At 63.5% G+C, this 16,808-nt stretch carries 12 protein-coding genes and 1 pseudogene; 5 read left to right on the forward strand and 8 right to left on the reverse strand.

Annotated elements, in window-relative coordinates:
* Window positions 1–54 precede the first annotated feature (54 nt).
* Window positions 55–1,686, reverse strand: a pseudogene (locus tag AC3B5Q_RS23735) (flavin monoamine oxidase family protein); the annotation flags it as partial.
* A 209-nt stretch (window positions 1,687–1,895) separates the two neighbouring features.
* Here AC3B5Q_RS23735 and AC3B5Q_RS23740 point away from each other — a divergent pair.
* The 3 genes from AC3B5Q_RS23740 (at window position 1,896) to AC3B5Q_RS23750 (ending at window position 4,726) form a co-directional block, all read left to right on the forward strand.
* On the forward strand, window positions 1,896–2,387 hold the full coding sequence (locus AC3B5Q_RS23740; RefSeq protein WP_021783761.1) for a hypothetical protein: 492 nt from the start codon (window positions 1,896–1,898) through the stop codon (window positions 2,385–2,387).
* Window positions 2,388–2,466: 79 nt separating this feature from the next.
* The gene (locus AC3B5Q_RS23745; protein ID WP_101196366.1) at window positions 2,467–3,873 is read left to right on the forward strand and encodes an adenosylmethionine--8-amino-7-oxononanoate transaminase; all 1,407 of its coding nucleotides are present in this window, start codon (window positions 2,467–2,469) and stop codon (window positions 3,871–3,873) included.
* Between the two features lie 133 nt (window positions 3,874–4,006).
* The gene (locus AC3B5Q_RS23750; RefSeq protein WP_274103395.1) at window positions 4,007–4,726 is read left to right on the forward strand and encodes a 16S rRNA (uracil(1498)-N(3))-methyltransferase; all 720 of its coding nucleotides are present in this window, start codon (window positions 4,007–4,009) and stop codon (window positions 4,724–4,726) included.
* A 143-nt stretch (window positions 4,727–4,869) separates the two neighbouring features.
* On the opposite strand, the gene trhA is transcribed toward AC3B5Q_RS23750, so the two are convergent.
* From trhA to AC3B5Q_RS23785, 7 genes are all read right to left on the reverse strand, one after another.
* The gene (gene trhA, locus AC3B5Q_RS23755) at window positions 4,870–5,487 is read right to left on the reverse strand and encodes a PAQR family membrane homeostasis protein TrhA (RefSeq protein WP_021783759.1); all 618 of its coding nucleotides are present in this window, start codon (window positions 5,485–5,487) and stop codon (window positions 4,870–4,872) included.
* 138 nt (window positions 5,488–5,625) lie between these two features.
* Window positions 5,626–6,099: a chemotaxis protein CheW gene (locus tag AC3B5Q_RS23760; protein WP_021783758.1), complete on the reverse strand. Its 474-nt coding sequence runs from the start codon at window positions 6,097–6,099 to the stop codon at window positions 5,626–5,628.
* On the reverse strand, window positions 6,092–11,032 hold the full coding sequence (locus AC3B5Q_RS23765; RefSeq protein ID WP_275967161.1) for a hybrid sensor histidine kinase/response regulator: 4,941 nt from the start codon (window positions 11,030–11,032) through the stop codon (window positions 6,092–6,094). Before AC3B5Q_RS23765 ends, AC3B5Q_RS23760 begins: the two co-directional genes overlap by 8 nt.
* 12 nt (window positions 11,033–11,044) lie before the next feature.
* The gene (locus AC3B5Q_RS23770; RefSeq protein WP_223271165.1) at window positions 11,045–13,069 is read right to left on the reverse strand and encodes a methyl-accepting chemotaxis protein; all 2,025 of its coding nucleotides are present in this window, start codon (window positions 13,067–13,069) and stop codon (window positions 11,045–11,047) included.
* Window positions 13,070–13,116: 47 nt separating this feature from the next.
* Complete coding sequence (locus tag AC3B5Q_RS23775) at window positions 13,117–13,671, reverse strand: chemotaxis protein CheW (RefSeq protein ID WP_488392763.1); 555 nt, start codon at window positions 13,669–13,671, stop codon at window positions 13,117–13,119.
* Window positions 13,668–14,033: a twitching motility response regulator PilH gene (pilH, locus tag AC3B5Q_RS23780; RefSeq protein WP_014592657.1), complete on the reverse strand. Its 366-nt coding sequence runs from the start codon at window positions 14,031–14,033 to the stop codon at window positions 13,668–13,670. The genes AC3B5Q_RS23775 and pilH overlap by 4 nt, the downstream gene beginning before the upstream one ends.
* Before the next feature lie 47 nt (window positions 14,034–14,080).
* Window positions 14,081–14,482, reverse strand: a complete 402-nt coding sequence (locus tag AC3B5Q_RS23785) for a response regulator (protein WP_021783754.1) — start codon at window positions 14,480–14,482, stop codon at window positions 14,081–14,083.
* A 238-nt stretch (window positions 14,483–14,720) separates the two neighbouring features.
* On the opposite strand from AC3B5Q_RS23785, the gene gshB reads away from it, so the two are divergent.
* Window positions 14,721–15,674 carry a glutathione synthase gene (gene gshB / locus AC3B5Q_RS23790; protein ID WP_021783753.1) on the forward strand — a complete coding sequence of 318 codons (954 nt, stop codon included), beginning with the start codon at window positions 14,721–14,723 and terminating at the stop codon, window positions 15,672–15,674.
* 91 nt (window positions 15,675–15,765) lie between these two features.
* Window positions 15,766–16,671, forward strand: coding sequence for an energy transducer TonB (locus AC3B5Q_RS23795; RefSeq protein ID WP_021783752.1), 906 nt, complete (start codon window positions 15,766–15,768; stop codon window positions 16,669–16,671).
* Window positions 16,672–16,808: the final 137 nt, after the last annotated feature.

Below are 16,808 nucleotides of genomic sequence, written 5' to 3' on the forward strand. Positions count from 1 at the left end.
CAGTGCCGGCCCTCAGGCTGCCAACAGGCCGGCACTGTCGATCAATCAGCCAGCCTTGGCCTTGGTATTGGATGCAGCCTTCACCTCGGGCGTGTCTGCTCCACCAAACAAGCGCTTGAAGAAGCCAGGCTTGTCCTGCTTGGCTTCCTCGGACGGCTTCGGCTCAGCTTTGACCGGCGCCTTGTCAGCCTTGTCGCCCTTGTCGGACGAACCGCCGAACATATTGGAGAAGAACCCTCCTTTGCTCTCCTTGGCGGCCGCCGCACCTGCCGTCGCAGCAACCGGCGCAACCTTGGCCGGGTCGAACGACTTGCCGGCCAACAGGTCCTGAACCTGGCCGGCCGCACGCTGGCCACTGCGCAAGGCGCCTTCCAAGGTGCCGGGGTACAGGGCATCAGTGTGCTCACCGGCAAAGGTAATGCGTTGCACCGGGCGTTCCCAAAGGCGCCAGTATTTGCTGATCTGCCCCGGGCCGTAGGCCAGGTAGGCACCACCAGTGCCCACATCAGCACTGTATCGCTTGACCTCGTAACCGGTGAAAGCACCACGGGCCTGTGGGTAGAACGCATGCAGACGGATCAGCACCTGGTCGACCATCTGCTTGTCACCAAAGGCCTGCAGCAGGCGAGCGTTGTCGCCGGACAGGTTGATCACCACGTTGGCACCACCCTTGAGCGCCGGCTCGACCCATAGCATGCCGAGGCCGGCGTTACTGAAGATTTCGCCCGACATGCGTGCACGGCTTTCCCATACGGGTTTCTTGAACTTGAGCATGATCTGGTCGCGCCAACCGTAGTTGGTGCCCTTGAGCGCCGCCAGATGTTGGCTGTCCAGGCCAGGGGTCATCTGGATCCTGGCCAGCGCGCGCAAAGGCACGGCCATGACCAGATAATCTGCCTTGTAACCGACGCTGCCGACTTTTACCGTGACCCCATCCTTGTCCTGGACAATGGCGGTAACCGGCGATCTGGTCTTGATGGTTTTCAGCTGCTTGACGAAAGCCTGGGCCAGCACCGGGCTGCCACCGGGCAGCCGCGCGGCGCGCAGGTCGCGGTCGCTGACGCCGCGGTACACGCGGTTCTGCTGGGCGAAGTACAGCAGCGACAGGCGCGACGGCTCATCGTAACGGGTGCGGATCTGCTGATTGATCAACTGACGTGCGGTGGCCGGCAGTTGCAGCTTGTTCAGCCAGGTAGAGACGTTGATCTGGTCCAGGGCGAACAGCGTGCTGGTTGCCTGCGGGTTCAGCGGGTCATCAATCGAGCGGGCCAGGTCATCGAGGGTTTTCTCGTAACGCTTGAGCGCCTCGGCAGTGGCCGGTTGCTTGGTGGCCAGGTCGCTGGCACTGAAGTACTCACCGTCGATCAGGTAACCGGGGGTACGCACAAACTCCGGCGCCGGCAGTGTTTCAAGCTTGAAACGGTTGAGGTACTGGTTAAGCACCGGCTGTGCCTTGGCGTTGCCGATCCACTCGCTGGTGGCCAGGCCCGAACGCCCACCCATGCCCGCCTTGGCCTCCAGCAGGGTCACCTGCCAACCTTTGTTCTGCAGCTCGTAGGCTGCAGTCAGGCCTGCCAGGCCCCCCCCCACGACAATTGCCGTGGGCGTCTTGTCTTTTGCCAGCGCAGCGCCGCTGGACACACCAATCAATACCAACGCGCACAGACGCACCCAAGCAGCAGCCATGTCGGCGGACTCCGAGTCAGGGGTTACAGAAACGGGGAGAGGCAGGAATGCCCCAAGAAGATGCGTTAAGAATACGTCAGGTCCGACCACCCTGCCAGCGCAGTGACATCAAGTCCTTTTGGCAACTGACATTTTTGCCAGTAGCCATGTCACAGGGTGGTAGGCGAAGCTGGCGAAGATGGCCAAACGCCCGCCAGGGGGGGGTGCGCATGATCTTCGAGGAGCGTTTCAACCAAGTGGAGCGGCAGCTTCTGTTACACAGGCAGACACTTCGCACAGCCTCAGGCCTGAGCTTCCACTCCAGCAGCACGTCCTGGATCGGCTTTCACGAAGCCTTCAAGGGCGAGGACGGTACCGAGCTGGTGATTGGTGAACACAGCGAAATTTCGATTGCGTTCGCTCAAGAGGTCGACTCCCTGCGGCTGGAATACTACGTAGTCAGCGACTTTCTAGGCGAAGACCTGCACATGTTGTTCGATGCCGAGAACATCGACTATGACCTGGTTGCGCCATCCCCTCGCATTTTCTACTGGCTCACCCTCGAAGGTAGCGGCTTCCGGGACTCTCGCCCGGGCCCGATAGCTACACACCCCTACTACCAGGTGATTGACGGCCCCTTTCGGCGCCTGACCATCTCCACCTCGCACGCGGGCACCGTGCATATCCGCAAGCTGGAATGGACCGGCACCCACCGCCATTGAACGGCAGCGGTTGTCCTGCCCTGCGGCATTGCTTAGGCTTACGCGGTCGAATCACGCCGCAAAGCCAGGAGAAGTGCCCATGGGCCTCAATGATCAGTGGATGCAACGCGACCTCAAGGTCCTGTGGCACCCCTGTACCCAGATGAAAGACCACGAGCAGCTGCCGCTGATTCCTATCAAGCGCGGCGAAGGCGTGTGGCTGGAAGACTTCGAGGGCAAACGCTACCTGGATGCGGTGAGCAGCTGGTGGGTCAACGTGTTCGGCCATGCCAACCCGCACATCAACCAACGCATCAAGGATCAGGTCGACCAGCTCGAACACGTGATCCTGGCCGGCTTCAGTCATCAGCCCGTGATCGAGCTGTCCGAGCGCCTGGTCGCCATGACCCCGGCCGGTCTCGACCGGGTGTTCTATGCCGACAATGGCTCGTCATGCATCGAAGTAGCGCTGAAGATGAGCTTCCACTACTGGCAGAACATCGGCAAACCGGACAAGAAGCGCTTCGTCACCCTGACCAACAGCTACCACGGCGAAACCATTGCCGCCATGTCGGTGGGTGATGTGCCGCTGTTCACCGAAACCTACAAGGCGTTGCTGCTCGACACTCTCAAGGTGCCCAGCCCTGACTGCTACCTGCGCCCCGAGGGCATGAGCTGGGAGGAGCACTCGCGCAACATGTTCCAGGCCATGGAGCAGACCCTGGCCGAACACCACACCTCGATCAGCGCCGTGATCGTCGAGCCGCTGATACAGGGTGCCGGTGGCATGCGCATGTACCACCCGGTGTACCTCAAGCTGTTGCGCGAGGCCTGCGACCGCTACGACGTGCACCTGATCCACGACGAGATCGCCGTGGGTTTTGGCCGCACCGGCACGATGTTCGCCTGCGAGCAAGCCGGCATCCGCCCAGATTTCCTGTGCCTGTCCAAGGCCCTGACCGGTGGCTACCTGCCGCTGGCCGCCTGCCTGACCACCGACAAGGTGTACCAGGCGTTCTACGACGATTACCCGACACTGCGCGCATTCCTGCACTCGCACAGCTACACCGGCAACCCGCTGGCTTGCGCTGCGGCGCTGGCGACCCTGGATATCTTCGAACAGGACAATGTGATCGAGGCCAACAAGGCCCTGGCCACGCGCATGGCCACAGCCACTGCACATTTGGCCGACCATGCTCATGTTGCCGAAATTCGCCAGACCGGCATGGCCCTGGCCATCGAAATGGTTCAGGACAAGGCAGGCAAGGTTGCCTATCCCTGGCAGCAGCGGCGTGGCCTGAAGGTGTTCGAGCACGCCCTGACCCGCGGCGCCCTGCTGCGACCGCTGGGCAGCGTGGTGTACTTCCTGCCGCCGTATGTGATCACCCCCGAGCAGATCGACTTCCTCGCTGAGGTCGCCAGCGAAGGCATCGACATCGCCACCCGCGACAGCATCAGTGTCGCAGTGCCGGCCAACTTCCACCCCGACTTCCGCGACCCGGGCTAGGCCCGCAAGCCCGCCGCCGAGCCCCCCGTAGGAGCGGGTTTACCCGCGAATGCGTCGGTAATCCCACCATCGCATTCGCGGGTAAACCCGCTCCTACAAGGGTCACATGATCCCCTTCCGTTCGAGCTGAACCATGAGACTGTCCCGCTTCTTCATCGACGCCCCCCTGAGCCTTGGCGAGCACGACCTGCCCGAGGCCCAGGCCCACTACATTGGCCGCGTGCTGCGCATGGCTCCCGGCGACGCCGTGCAGCTGTTCGATGGCAGCGGCCAGGAATTCCGTGGTCAGTTGCTTGAGGTGGGCAAGAAAACTGTCCGCGTCAGCCTTGACCAGGCCTTTGCCGGCCAGGCCGATTCACCGCTGCATGTGCACCTGGGCCAGGGCCTTTCCCGTGGCGAGCGCATGGACTGGGCGATCCAGAAGGCCACCGAGCTTGGTGCCAACGAAATCACCCCGATCGTCAGCGAGCGCTGCGAAGTGCGCCTGAAAGACGAACGCGCCGACAAGCGCCTGGCCCACTGGCGCCAAGTGGCGATCAGCGCCTGTGAACAATGCGGGCGTTCTACCTTGCCCGTCATCCATCCACCCGTGACCCTGGCCGAATGGTTGAGCAGCACCAAGGCTGACCTGAAGCTGGTCCTGCACCCGGTGGCCGAGCCGCTCACCAGCCATGAAAAGCCCGCCACCCTGGCCTTCGTGATCGGCCCCGAAGGCGGCCTTAGCGAAGCCGAGGTCGAGCAGGCCAAAACTGCCGGCTTCCACGCAGCACGCCTTGGCCCGCGCGTGCTGCGCACCGAGACCGCGCCGGTGGTGGCGCTGTCGGTGGCACAGCAGTTGTGGGGCGATTTTTAACCAGGGTCTACATGAAAAGCCTTGAGACGAAGGTCAGGCAAGGCGAAAACAGCCGAGGAAGCGGAGTTTACGGGTTGTAAATGAGCATTCCGAGGCTGTTTTCAACGCAGCATCACCGAGTATCAAGGCTTTTCATGCAGGGCCTAGCGTACGTAGAGCGACACCGCCACGAAGTGCATCAGGCTGCCAGCGATCACGAACAGGTGCCAGATGCCATGCCAGTGACGGAAGCGGCTGTCGAAGGCGAAGAAGATGATGCCGACGGTGTAGAACACGCCGCCGGCAGCCAGCCAGGCGAAGCCGGCAGTGCCCAGCGAATTCAGCAGTGGTTTGACGGCCACCAGCACGATCCAGCCCATTACCGCATAGATGATGATCGAAAGGATCCGCGCCTCGGAGCGCGGCTTGATCTCTTGCAACATGCCGATGATCGCCAGCCCCCAGACCACGCCGAACAGGCTCCATCCCCAAGGGCCGCGCAGGCTGACCAGGCAAAACGGCGTGTAGCTGCCGGCAATCAGCAGATAGATCGACAGATGGTCGAGCTTGCGCATGATCACTTTCGCCCGCCCACGGGTGCTGTGGTACAGGGTGGAAATGCTGTACAGCAACAGCAGCGTGCCGCCGTAGATGGAGAAACTGACGATCTTCCACGGGTCGCCTTGCATGCCCGCGACCACGATCAGCCAGATGGCACCAATAGCAGCGAGGACGGCACCGACCAAGTGGGTCCAGGCGTTGAAGCGTTCACCGTAATACATGCAAACACAGACCTCCTGAGGTGGGCTGGGTTCCTGAAGTGATGCTGATGATCCCTTCGCGGGTAAACCCGCTCCTACAACGGAGCGCAGCCATTGTAGGAGCGGGTTTACCCGCGAAGAGGCCCTGTGCCTCACATCCTACTCAAGATCAGGTTGCAGATCCGCGTCACGCACCAGCCTTTCCAATGCGACCAGGTCCGGCACCCGCGCCACCTGCTCACCCACCTGCACCGCCGCTAGCTCCAGCCTGCCCAGCGCCACATCCACATAGTTCAGCTGGCTGTCGAGCTTGCACGAGCGCGGAATGCCCTGCAGCAACAGCGCCAGGTACCGCAAACCGGTATCGCCCAAGGCATTGAGCACCACCACGCGAGCCCGCTCCCCGCACGGCGTCTCACCACCGCACGCGGCCTCGAAACCGATCAGCGGCAGGCGTTGCTGACGCCAATCGATCCACCCCAGGTGCCAGGCGGGGTCGCCATGCTGGCACACCAGGTTACGTTGCCCGCTCAGCTCGGCCACCGCCACGTTGGGCAACACCAGCGTGCGGTCCCCCAACGGCAGCAACAGCCCGGTCAGGCTGCTGCGCTGGCCGGAAATCAGTTCAAGCATGGGCCTGGCTCCAATGTGCGATGCTCTGCAACAGCAGCGATTCCTGGTACGGCTTGCCCAGGTATTCGTTGACGCCGATGGCCATGGCGCGGTCCCGGTGCTTCTGCCCGGTGCGCGAGGTGATCATGATGATCGGCAAGTCTTTGAGCCGCGCGTCACGGCGGATACGTGTGGCCACCTCGAAGCCGTCCATGCGCGGCATCTCGATATCCAGCAACAACACGTCGGGTCGGTGCTCTTCCAGCAGGGCCATGGCATCGACGCCATCCTTGGCCGTGAGCACGCTCATGCCGTGGCGCTCCAGCAGGCGGCTGGTGACTTTGCGTACGGTTACCGAATCGTCCACCACCATCACCAGCAAGGGACGGCGCGGTGCCGGGCCAAGCAACTGGCGTTGGCTGCCGCCACCGGGCAGGCGGGCCAGCCGTCGCTGCTGGCCGCGCAGTTGGCCCAGCAGGTCAAGAATCAGTACCACCCGGCCATCGCCTAGCAATGTCGCCCCCGATAGCCCGGCAACCGCAGCAAACTGCGGCCCCAGGCTTTTCACCACGATCTCGCGGCTGGGCGACAGGCTGTCGGCCTGAATGGCGAACGACTGCTCCTTGGAATGCACCAGCAGCACCGGCAACGGTACGCTCTGCCCCAGCAGCGCCGGGCGCGGCAGGCCTTGCAGCAACTCGCCCAGGTAGCGCAGCTCGTATTCGTGACCGGCATACACATAGCGGGGCGAGTCCAGCTGGTAGCACGCCGCAAGCTCGGCAGGTGGCACGCGGACGATGCCCTCAATGGTATTGAGCGGAATGGCGTATTGCTCTTCGCCCAGGTGCACCATCAGCGCACGGTTGATCGACACGGTGAACGGCAGGCGGATCAGGAAGCGCGCCCCCTTGCCCTGCGCCGACTCGATACTCATCGAGCCACCCAGTTGCTTGACCTCCTCGTGCACCACATCCATGCCCAGCCCGCGCCCGGAAATCTGGGTGATCTTTTCGGCGGTGGAAAAGCCTGGCCGCAGGATGAACTGCAGGATCTCGTGGTCACTCAACTGTGCCTGCGGGTCCAGCAGGCCGCGCTTGACGGCCTTGTGCCGCACCGCTTCCAGTGGCACGCCGGCACCATCATCCGTCATTTCGATGACGATATCGGCGCCCTCATGCAGCAAATTCAGGTGAATGGTGCCCTGCTCCGGCTTGCCGGCGGCCAGGCGCATTGCGCGGCTTTCCAGCCCGTGGTCAACGGCGTTGCGCAGCATATGCTCCAGCGGCGCCACCATACGTTCCAGTACGCTGCGGTCCAGTTCACCCTCGGCATTGCCAACCACCAACTCCACCTGCTTGCCCAGCTCGCTGGCCACCTGACGCACCACGCGCTGCAAGCGCGGCACCAGGCGTTCGAACGGCACCATCAGGGTGGCGGTCAGGCCCTCCTGCAACTGGCTGTTCACCCGCGCCTGCTGTTGCAGCAGGCTGTACGCCTCCTGAGCACGCTGAGCCAGGGTTTCCTTCAGATCGAGCAGGTCCGAGGCAGACTCGAAGAGGGCCCGTGACAGCTGCTGCAGCTGGGAGTGGCGGTCCATTTCCAGAGGGTCGAAGTCGTCATAGGCATCGCCTTCGAACTGCTGCCGGCTGGAGATTCGCCCCTGGGTCTCCACATCCAGACGCAGCAACTGATCACGCATGCGCTCAAGTGTGGTTTCCATCTCGTTGAGGGCGAACTGCGCGTCGTTGACCTGCTGCTCGATGCGCCCACGAATGATCGAGTGCTCGCCGGCCAGGTTACCCAGGTCGTCGAGCAGCTCGGCGTCGACCTTGACCATGTCACCTGGTGCCCGCTCTGGCGCTGCTGCCGGTGCTTCGGCGGTTGCAGCTTCTGGCGGCCCCTGGCCCGCGGCACTGTCGGTCAGTGCCGCACTGCTGAAGTTGCGAATGTAGTCGATCAGCGCTGTAGCGGCATGCAGCGGCTGCCCCAGGCGCACAGCGTCAAGCATATGCGCCAGACGGTCGTGGCAGTTCTGCAGCAGGGCGAACAGTGGCGCGCTTGGCGGCAATCTGCCGGCAGCCAACAGCTCGTAGAGAAACTCCAGTTCGTGGGCCAGGTCACCGATCGGGGTAATTTCGACCATACGCGCCACACCCTTGAGGGTATGCAGGTCGCGCATCAGGTTGTCCACCTCTACGCTGCTGCGCGGGTCGGCCTGCCAGCGTGCCAAGGCCGCCGCGGCGCTTTCGACAATGTCCGAGCTTTCTTCCAGAAACACTTCCAGCAGCTCTTCGCCGGGGCTTTCCGGTTTCTCGGCAAGCGGCTCGGCCACCTCCGGTTGCAACGGCGGGTGCGGCAACCCCAAGGTGTCGGACAGGTCCATGTCCGGGTGCAGTGGTGTGACCGTATCGATGCCCACCAGGCCGGTGGCATCCGGCGCCAGGGCCTGGTCCAGCAAGTTGCGCAGGCTGTCGACCAGCTCCGGGCGCGGCGGAATATCCTGCCCGGCGGCCACTTCGTCGAGCATGTCCAGCAGGGTCTCCTGGGCCCGCTGCGCCTGGCTGAAGAAGCGGGCATCGGCAGGCAGGCTGCCCTCCTCCACAGCGCCATACAGGTCCAGCAACGCCTCGCACACCTCATCCATCTGCCACAGGTCGGCCAGATGCGCGGCGTGCCCCAGGGTGGTCATCTGGTCGAGCAGATTATCCAGTGCGTCACGCTGGGCAGGCTGTTGCTGCCAACGCGACAACAACGTCTCTGCATCGAGCAGAATGTCCATGGCCTGCGCCAGGAAGCTGGCGACCAACTGCGGATCATGCTTGCGCCGGCCGGCATGGTGCGGGTCTTCATGCAGGCTGGCCAGGCGGCCGTCCACTGCCTGGCCGACCTGTTCGATCAGTTCCGCAGCGCCGGGGATGGCGGCCAGCGGTGTGCTATCGAGTTGCGCCAAACCCAGATGGAACAACGAGCGCGCAGCCTCCAGCCACTCCATCTCGGCCATTTGCAGTGGCAGTTGATGCCCCTTGTACTCACGGGCCAGACGGTCGAAGGCAGTGGCCAGTTCTGCGACCGGCATCACCCCGGCCATGGCGGCACTGCCTTTGAGCGTGTGCAAGGCACGCTGCAAGTCATCGCTGACCGGCGTGTCGTGGCCGCCGGCGCTTTGCAGATAAACCTCAAGATTGGCCAGATGACCCTGCGCCTCGGTGCGAAAAATGCCCAGCAACTGCGGATCGAGGCCATCGACACCGGCAGCCGCCGGGGCATCGTTTTCGGCCAAGCTGTGCAAGTGCCCGGCCAATTGCTCGATTTCAGTCAGTTGCGGCAGCTGGCCGGCAGCAAAGTCGGCCATCAGGTCAGGCAAGTGAACGAACACCTGCTGCAGCGCTACAACCCCTTCCGGGCTGAGTACGCTGCGGCCCTCCAGCACCCGGTTCAGCAGGTGCTCGGCGCCCCAGGCCAGTTCAGCCACCGCCTCTGCATGCACCATGCGGCCACTGCCTTTGAGCGTGTGCAGCGCGCGACGCAGTTCGCCCAGCGCTTCGCGCTGCTGGTTGTCGGCACGCCAGCGCAGCCAATGGCGCTCGATTTCCGGCAGCAGCTCGCCCGCTTCTTCAAGGAACACTTCGCGAAGCTCGTCATCGATACCATCGCCACTGCCGTCCTGGTCTGGGCTGGCCCCGACCACCGCGCACTGCACACCCAGCGCCGCCAGGCTGGCCCGTGCCATCTCGATAAAGGGCTGGCCATCGGCCAGCGGGTCGGCCGCCCGCCATTGCAGGTAGCATTCGGCAGCGCTCAGTGCCTCGGCCAAGTGCGTCAGCTCATCAATCGGCGGCTCTTCTTCCAGGTGCTGCAGCCAACGCTGCACATAGCTTGCGCAGCCGACAAACAGCTCGGCCACGGCCGGCAGCATCAACATGGCCAGTGCCCCGCGGATCTGCTGCAACAGCCCCGGCAAGGGCTGCAGGCGTTGCCGGGGCCAGTCGGACTCCAGGTAATCGCCGATCAGATCCTTGGCCTGCTGCAGCACGTTCAGCGATTCATTCAGCACCAGCTGGCGTATCTCGGCCAGGTCCGAGCCCGGCAGGCTGCCTTGGCCGTTTTCCTCCAAAGGGCCGACCATGCCGTTCAGGGAGGCCTCCACGTACAGCAAAGCCCCCGCCACATCCATCAACACCGCGTCGTCCACCGCCCGCTCGCCCTGAGCCAATGCCTGCAATGCCAGCACCTGGTCGATGATAACGCGCCGCGGTTGCTGAAAGCCCAGTACCGCCAGGGTGTCAGCCACGTGGCGCAACGGTGCCAGTAGCGCATCGAGCTGCTCGAGATGCTGACGGTCACCGCGCCCGTACTGGTCCAGGCGCTCCTTGATGCGCATCAAGTCATCGCACAGTGCAGTTACCACCGAACGCAGCGCATCGCGCCCCGACCCGGCCTGCAACTGGTCACGCCAGTTGCCCAGCGACAGGTCGAGGTTGGCAAGGTCATCGTCACCTGCAAAGCGTTGGGCGGCACCGGTCATCAGGCTGGCCTGGGCCAGCGGTTCCTCGCCACGGCAGGCACGCAGCTGGTTGAGCAACGGCAGCATCACCAGCGGCAGGTCGTGGCGGGCACCGCGTAACCGCTCAAGATACGAGGGCAACTGCTCCAGGCCGCGGAACAACGCCCCCAGGCAATCACCCCGGGGGCTGACCTGGCCGTCGGCCAACGCCTTGGCGAACAGCTCCAGCTCCTCGGCCAGGCGCGTGGCGCCGCGCAGTTCGAGCATGCGCAGGCAGCCGTGCACCTGATGCAGGTTGTCGACCACGAAAGCCATCATCGAAAGGTCGTCCGTCTCGCCAGCAAAGCGCTCCAGCGCCTGCCGTGCCTGACCCAGGCAATCGAGAATGGCGGCCTTGGTCCAGGCCAGCGCCACTGTTTCGTGACGCTCGGGGCTTACTGCAGACGCCATGGTCACTATTCCTCAACGCGGCTCGGTAGGTGGCGGCAGGGTGAATCCGGACACCGAACGGCGCATCTCGCTCGCCATGCGGGCCAAGTGGCGGATGCTGTCGGCGGTGGCGCCGGAGCCGGCGGAGGTTTGCGCGGTGATCTGCTGAATCACTGCCATGGTGTGGGAGATCTGCCCGGCGGACGAGGTCTGCAACTGGGCAGCGTCGGAGATGCTGTGGATAAGGTCGGCGAGGTTCTGCGACACCCCTTCGATCTCGGCCAGCGCCACCCCGGCATCCTGGGCCAGGCGTGCGCCACGCACCACTTCGGCGGTGGTTTGCTCCATGGAGATCACCGCTTCGTTGGTATCGGCCTGAATGGTACGCACCAGCGCCTCGATCTGGCGGGTGGCAGACGATGAGCGCTCAGCCAGGCGCTGCACCTCGTCGGCAACCACGGCAAACCCACGGCCGGCTTCCCCGGCCAACGAAGCCTGGATGGCAGCGTTCAGGGCAAGAATGTTGGTCTGATCGGCAATGTCGTCGATCAGGCTGACGATGTCGCCGATTTCCTGAGAGGATTCGCCAAGGCGCTTGATCCGTTTGGCGGTGTCCTGGATCTGCTCGCGAATGTTGTCCATGCCGTTGATGGTGTTGTGCACCACCTCATTGCCTTTGTTGGCGATGGCCACCGAACGCTCGGCCACTTTGGCCGATTCGTAAGCATGCGCCGAAACCCGGTCAATCGACTCAACCATGTCACCCACCGCCTCGGACGCCTCGCTGATCTGTGCGGCCTGGTGCTCGGAGGCCTTGGCTAGTTGCCGCGCGGTGTTCTGCGTGTCCTGCACGGCGGCCGCGACCTGCACTGCACTGTGGTTGATGGTGGCGACCAGATCGCGCAACTGGTCCACGGAATAGTTGATCGAGTCGGCAATGGCGCCGGTGAAGTCTTCAGTCACCGATACGGTCACCGTCAGGTCGCCATCTGCCAGCTCTTCGATTTCGTCGAGCAGGCGCATGATGGCCTGCTGGTTACGTTCGTTCTTTTCTGCGGTCTCGCGCAGTTGGCGGTTGGTGGTACGCACCATGACCAGGCCGATAAGGATGATCGACGCCAGCGCCAGCAGGCCCAAGACATAGCCGCCAACGGTGTCGAGGGTGCGACCGCCGGCCAGGTTCTCGAAACCGTTCGCCAGGTGTGAAGCTTCGTCGAGCAAGGTTTGCGACAGGCTGAAGATGTTGCCCGCAGCCTCACGCACACGGAACAGTTCGGGCGAGGTTTCGAGAATTTCGTCCACCGAACCGGCAACGAACTGGAACAACTCGGCGATTTCGGCCAGCCGTGCGCGGGCGTCGGCGTCTTCTACACGGGTTACCTGGATCGTCGCATTGCCATTGAGCATGCCCTCCAGCACCTGGCCAAAGCGCCCGGCGTCACGGCCGAAGGCATCGGCCGCCTGGGCGGCGCTGTCGTCACCGGCCAGGACGGTGTTGACCGAGCCAAGAATACGTTCGGCCAGCAACAGTTGGCGCTGAGCCACTGCAACCTGACTGGCCGGGGCACCGCTCTGCAGCAGGATCTCGACCACTTTTTCATATTCCACCTGCAACTGCGGCACGGTCTCGGCCAGGGTCGCTGCCACCTGATGCAGCGACAGCACGGTCTGCTCGCTGGCCAGGATGATGTCGGTGTTCTTGCGCAGGTTTTCCCAGTCGCGGCGTACCGATTCCATCTCGTCACGCACCGAAGGCGGCGCAGGCGGCAGGCCAGTGGACTTGTCCCCTTGGCGCAGGTAGCCCCAGCGCTGCTCGAAATCATTGCGCGCATCCGACAGCAGCTTGAAGGCCAAGGCCTTGCCGGTGGCCGCCTCGGTGGCGTTCTTGGCGATACGCTGCGACAGCACGCGCAGCTCGCCGGCATGGCCGATGTACTGCTTGTCGTAGTTGGATTGGGTATTGAGGTAAGCAAAGTTTGCGAATAGCAAGATGATCGAGAGGATCAGTATCAGGAACAGCACGGTGATCTGCGCGATGCTGCGGGTACGTGGGCTCACGGTGGTGGCAGTGACGGGGGTGGCAGGCTTGTTCACGTTCGCAGGTCCTATAACGCCACATCGAGAAAGCCCGGCGCCTGGGCCAGGGCAAAGGGGCTGAAGATCGCCCAGTTACGGTCACGCGGAAAATACCCCTGCACAAAGCGTGCAGCGGCAGCGATCATAGGCTGCGGCGGCGACAGCTGCAGGCTGTCGAGGGCAAAGTGCTGAAGGCCCAGCACCTCGTCGACCAGCAAGCCGACGAACAGGTCGTCGTGATCCAGCACCAGCACTCGCCGCTGCTTGCCCGGTGCGGCGTGGCCCAGGCCGAAGAAGCAGCTCAAGTCCATTACCGGCAACAGCCGGCCACGCAGGTTGGCTACCCCACATACCCATGGCTGCACACCGGGGACACGGCTACTACGTGGTTCGCGCAGCACCTCGGCCACTTCGCCCATGGGCGCGACGAACCACTGCCCGGCAATGCTAAAGCCAATGCCGCTCCACTGCTGCACGCGGTTGTCCTGCAGCGGCTGATCGGCGACCAGCAGGCGGCAGCGCCGGTCGATGTCCAGCAACAACTCAAAGGCGGTCAGCGACGCGCCTTGCGGGCGGGTGGTCAAGCCCCCAGCACTTCTTTGAGCTTGGCGATCAGCGCTTCCTCTTCCACCGGTTTGGTCAGGAAGTCACGGGCACCCTGGCGCGTGGCCCAGATACGGTCGGTTTCCTGGTCCTTGGTGGTTACCACGATCACTGGAATAGCGCTGGTTTCCGGGTCCTTGCTGAGCTGGCGGGTGGCCTGGAAGCCGTTCATGCCAGGCATGACGATGTCCATCAGCACCGCGTCGGGCTTGTCCTGCCGGGCCAGAGCCACGCCGTCGGCACCGTTGCTGGCCTTGAGCACCTGGTAGCCGTGCTTTTCCAGCCATTCGGTCAATCTGTACATCTCTGTCGGCGAGTCGTCGACAATCAGAACTCGGGCCATGCTGTTTCCCCATCAGGAAAGTAGGACCGCGCCATGGCGGGGCTCGGTCAGGGTACGTGTTGTTGAGGTGCGGCAAACCCGGGCACATGGGCGCGGATCGCGTCGAGCAGTTCTTCCTTGCTGAACGGCTTGGTCAGGAACTGATCGGAACCGACCACCCGGCCGCGGGCCTTGTCGAACAGGCCATCGCGCGACGACAGCAGGATAACCGGGGTATCCTTGAAGGCACTGTTGTGCTTGATTACCGCGCAGGTCTGGTAGCCGTCCAGGCGTGGCATCAGCACATCGACGAAAATGATGCTGGGCTGATGGTCGACGATCTTGGCCAGGGCATCGAAGCCATCGCTGGCAGTGATCACCTCGCAACCCGCTTCACCGAGCAGCATCTGCGCGGTGCGGCGGATCGTGCGGGAATCGTCGATCACCATCACCTTCAGGGGTTGTTCCATAGATGCCTACCAGTAGGATTGAAGCCGCAAGTTGCAAGCGGCAAGCTGCAAGAAAGCAGCTCGGCGCATGGATGCTCTTTTCTTGAGGCTTGTAGCTCAAGGCTTGCAGCTGCATTTTTAGCATACTCCGGGTGGCCATTCCATCTGCCGCGCCCCTTGACCGGCGGCGTTCGCGGCGCCACCCTGAGCCACTTTTCTTTCGATCCACCGCGGCCACCTGCCGCCAAGAGGACCCCCCATGAGCGTTCGCCTCGGCATTGTCATGGACCCCATCGCGTCCATCTCCTACAAGAAGGACAGCTCGCTGGCCATGCTGCTGGCCGCCCAGGCACGCGGCTGGAGCCTGTTCTACATGGAACAGCAAGACCTGTATCAGGGCGAAGGCAAGGCCCGCGCCCGCATGCGCCCGCTGAACGTGTTTGCCGACCCGGCACGCTGGTTCGAACTGGGCGAGGAGCAGGACAGCCCGCTGGCCGAGCTGGACGTGATCCTGATGCGCAAGGACCCGCCCTTCGACATGGAGTTTGTCTATAGCACTTACCTGCTGGAGCAAGCCGAGGCCGAAGGCGTACTGGTGGTAAACCGCCCGCAAAGCCTGCGCGACTGCAACGAAAAAATGTTCGCCACGCTGTTCCCGCAATGCACCACCCCAACCTTGGTCAGCCGCCGCCCGGACATCATTCGCGAATTCGCTGCCACGCATCCAGACGTGATCCTCAAGCCACTGGATGGCATGGGCGGTACGTCGATCTTCCGTCACCGGGCGGGCGACCCCAACCTGTCGGTGATCCTGGAAACCCTGACCGCGCTGGGCACCCAGCAAATCATGGCCCAGGCCTACCTGCCGGCAATCAAGGACGGCGACAAGCGCATCCTGATGATCGACGGCGAGCCAGTGGACTATTGCCTGGCACGTATTCCGGCCAGCGGCGAAACCCGTGGCAACCTGGCCGCTGGCGGGCGTGGCGAAGCCCGCCCACTGACCGAGCGCGACCGCTGGATCGCCGCCCAGGTCGGCCCGACGCTGCGCGAGAAGGGCCTGCTGTTCGTTGGCCTGGACGTGATCGGCGACTACCTCACCGAAATCAACGTCACCAGCCCCACCTGTATTCGCGAAATCGATGCCGCCTACAACACCGATATCGGTGGCAAGCTGATGGATGCCATTGATCGCAAGCTCAAGGCACGCTGACAGCCAACGCGAAGTAAAGCCGTAGAGTGGGGTATGATGCCGGTCCTATTCGACTGAGCTGCTGCCCCGCCCTGCGGTTGCTGGATACCTGATGACGCTGCCCGCTGACGTCCCTGCCGACCTGCTGCCTCCCCGTGTTCGCCCTGCGGACCGGCTCGGCTTCACCCTGTTCCTGGCTGCGCTGGTGCACCTGGCGCTGATACTCGGCGTGGGTTTCACCGTGGTCAAGCCTGCCGAAATCCGCCACACCATGGACATCACCCTGGCCACCTTCAAGAGCGAGAAGCCGCCCGAGAAGGCTGACTTCCAGGCCCAGGACAACCAGCAAGGCAGCGGCACCCTGGACAAGAAAGCGGTGCCCAAGACCACCGAACTGGCGCCTTTCCAGGACAGCAAGATCAACAAGATCACCCCACCGCCTGCGGCCAGGCCCGAGGTGGTTCCACCCCCTACCCCGAAAAAGTCGGCGGTGGTGACTACGGCGCCCAAGCCGCACAAGGTCGAACCCAAACCCAAGGAAAGCAAAGCACAGCCCAAGCCAGCCGCACCGGCACCGGACTTCGACAGCTCGCAGCTGTCCAGCCAGATCGCCAGCCTGGAGGCGGAGCTGTCCAACGAGCAGCAGATGTACGCCAAGCGCCCGCGCATCCATCGCCTGAACGCCGCGTCGACCATGCGCGACAAGGGCGCCTGGTACAAGGAAGAGTGGCGCAAGAAGGTCGAGCGCGTGGGCAACCTGAACTATCCCGACGAAGCGCGCCGGCAGCAGATCTACGGCAACTTGCGCATGATGGTGTCGATCAACCGCGATGGCTCGCTGTACGAGGTGCTGGTGCTGGAATCATCCGGGCAGCCAGTGCTGGACCAGGCTGCGCAGCGCATCGTGCGGCTGGCGGCGCCATTTGCACCGTTTACCGGGGATCTGGCCGAGTTTGACCGGCTGGAGATCATCCGCACCTGGCGCTTCGCCCGTGGGGACCGTTTGTCCAGTAACTGAGGCATCGCGAGCTATGCTCGCTCCTACGTTTGTTTCGGGCCAATTATTTCTGGGGGGATTTGCGCGCGGGCGCTTTGGGGCATGTCGCGATATTGTGTCGTACAAACAAGGCGGTCGCGCGCGCCTGTCACAGGCGT

This window comes from Pseudomonas sp. D5(2026) (genome assembly GCF_057766845.1).

Coding starts and splice junctions, on each gene's coding strand:
- AC3B5Q_RS23740 (WP_021783761.1), top strand. CDS start 1,896: ATGATCTTCGAGGAGCGTTTCAACCAAGTGGAGCGGCAGCTTCTGTTA.
- AC3B5Q_RS23745 (WP_101196366.1), top strand. CDS start 2,467: ATGGGCCTCAATGATCAGTGGATGCAACGCGACCTCAAGGTCCTGTGG.
- AC3B5Q_RS23750 (WP_274103395.1), top strand. CDS start 4,007: ATGAGACTGTCCCGCTTCTTCATCGACGCCCCCCTGAGCCTTGGCGAG.
- trhA (WP_021783759.1), bottom strand. CDS start 5,487: ATGTATTACGGTGAACGCTTCAACGCCTGGACCCACTTGGTCGGTGCC.
- AC3B5Q_RS23760 (WP_021783758.1), bottom strand. CDS start 6,099: ATGCTTGAACTGATTTCCGGCCAGCGCAGCAGCCTGACCGGGCTGTTG.
- AC3B5Q_RS23765 (WP_275967161.1), bottom strand. CDS start 11,032: ATGGCGTCTGCAGTAAGCCCCGAGCGTCACGAAACAGTGGCGCTGGCC.
- pilH (WP_014592657.1), bottom strand. CDS start 14,033: ATGGCCCGAGTTCTGATTGTCGACGACTCGCCGACAGAGATGTACAGA.
- AC3B5Q_RS23785 (WP_021783754.1), bottom strand. CDS start 14,482: ATGGAACAACCCCTGAAGGTGATGGTGATCGACGATTCCCGCACGATC.
- gshB (WP_021783753.1), top strand. CDS start 14,721: ATGAGCGTTCGCCTCGGCATTGTCATGGACCCCATCGCGTCCATCTCC.
- AC3B5Q_RS23795 (WP_021783752.1), top strand. CDS start 15,766: ATGACGCTGCCCGCTGACGTCCCTGCCGACCTGCTGCCTCCCCGTGTT.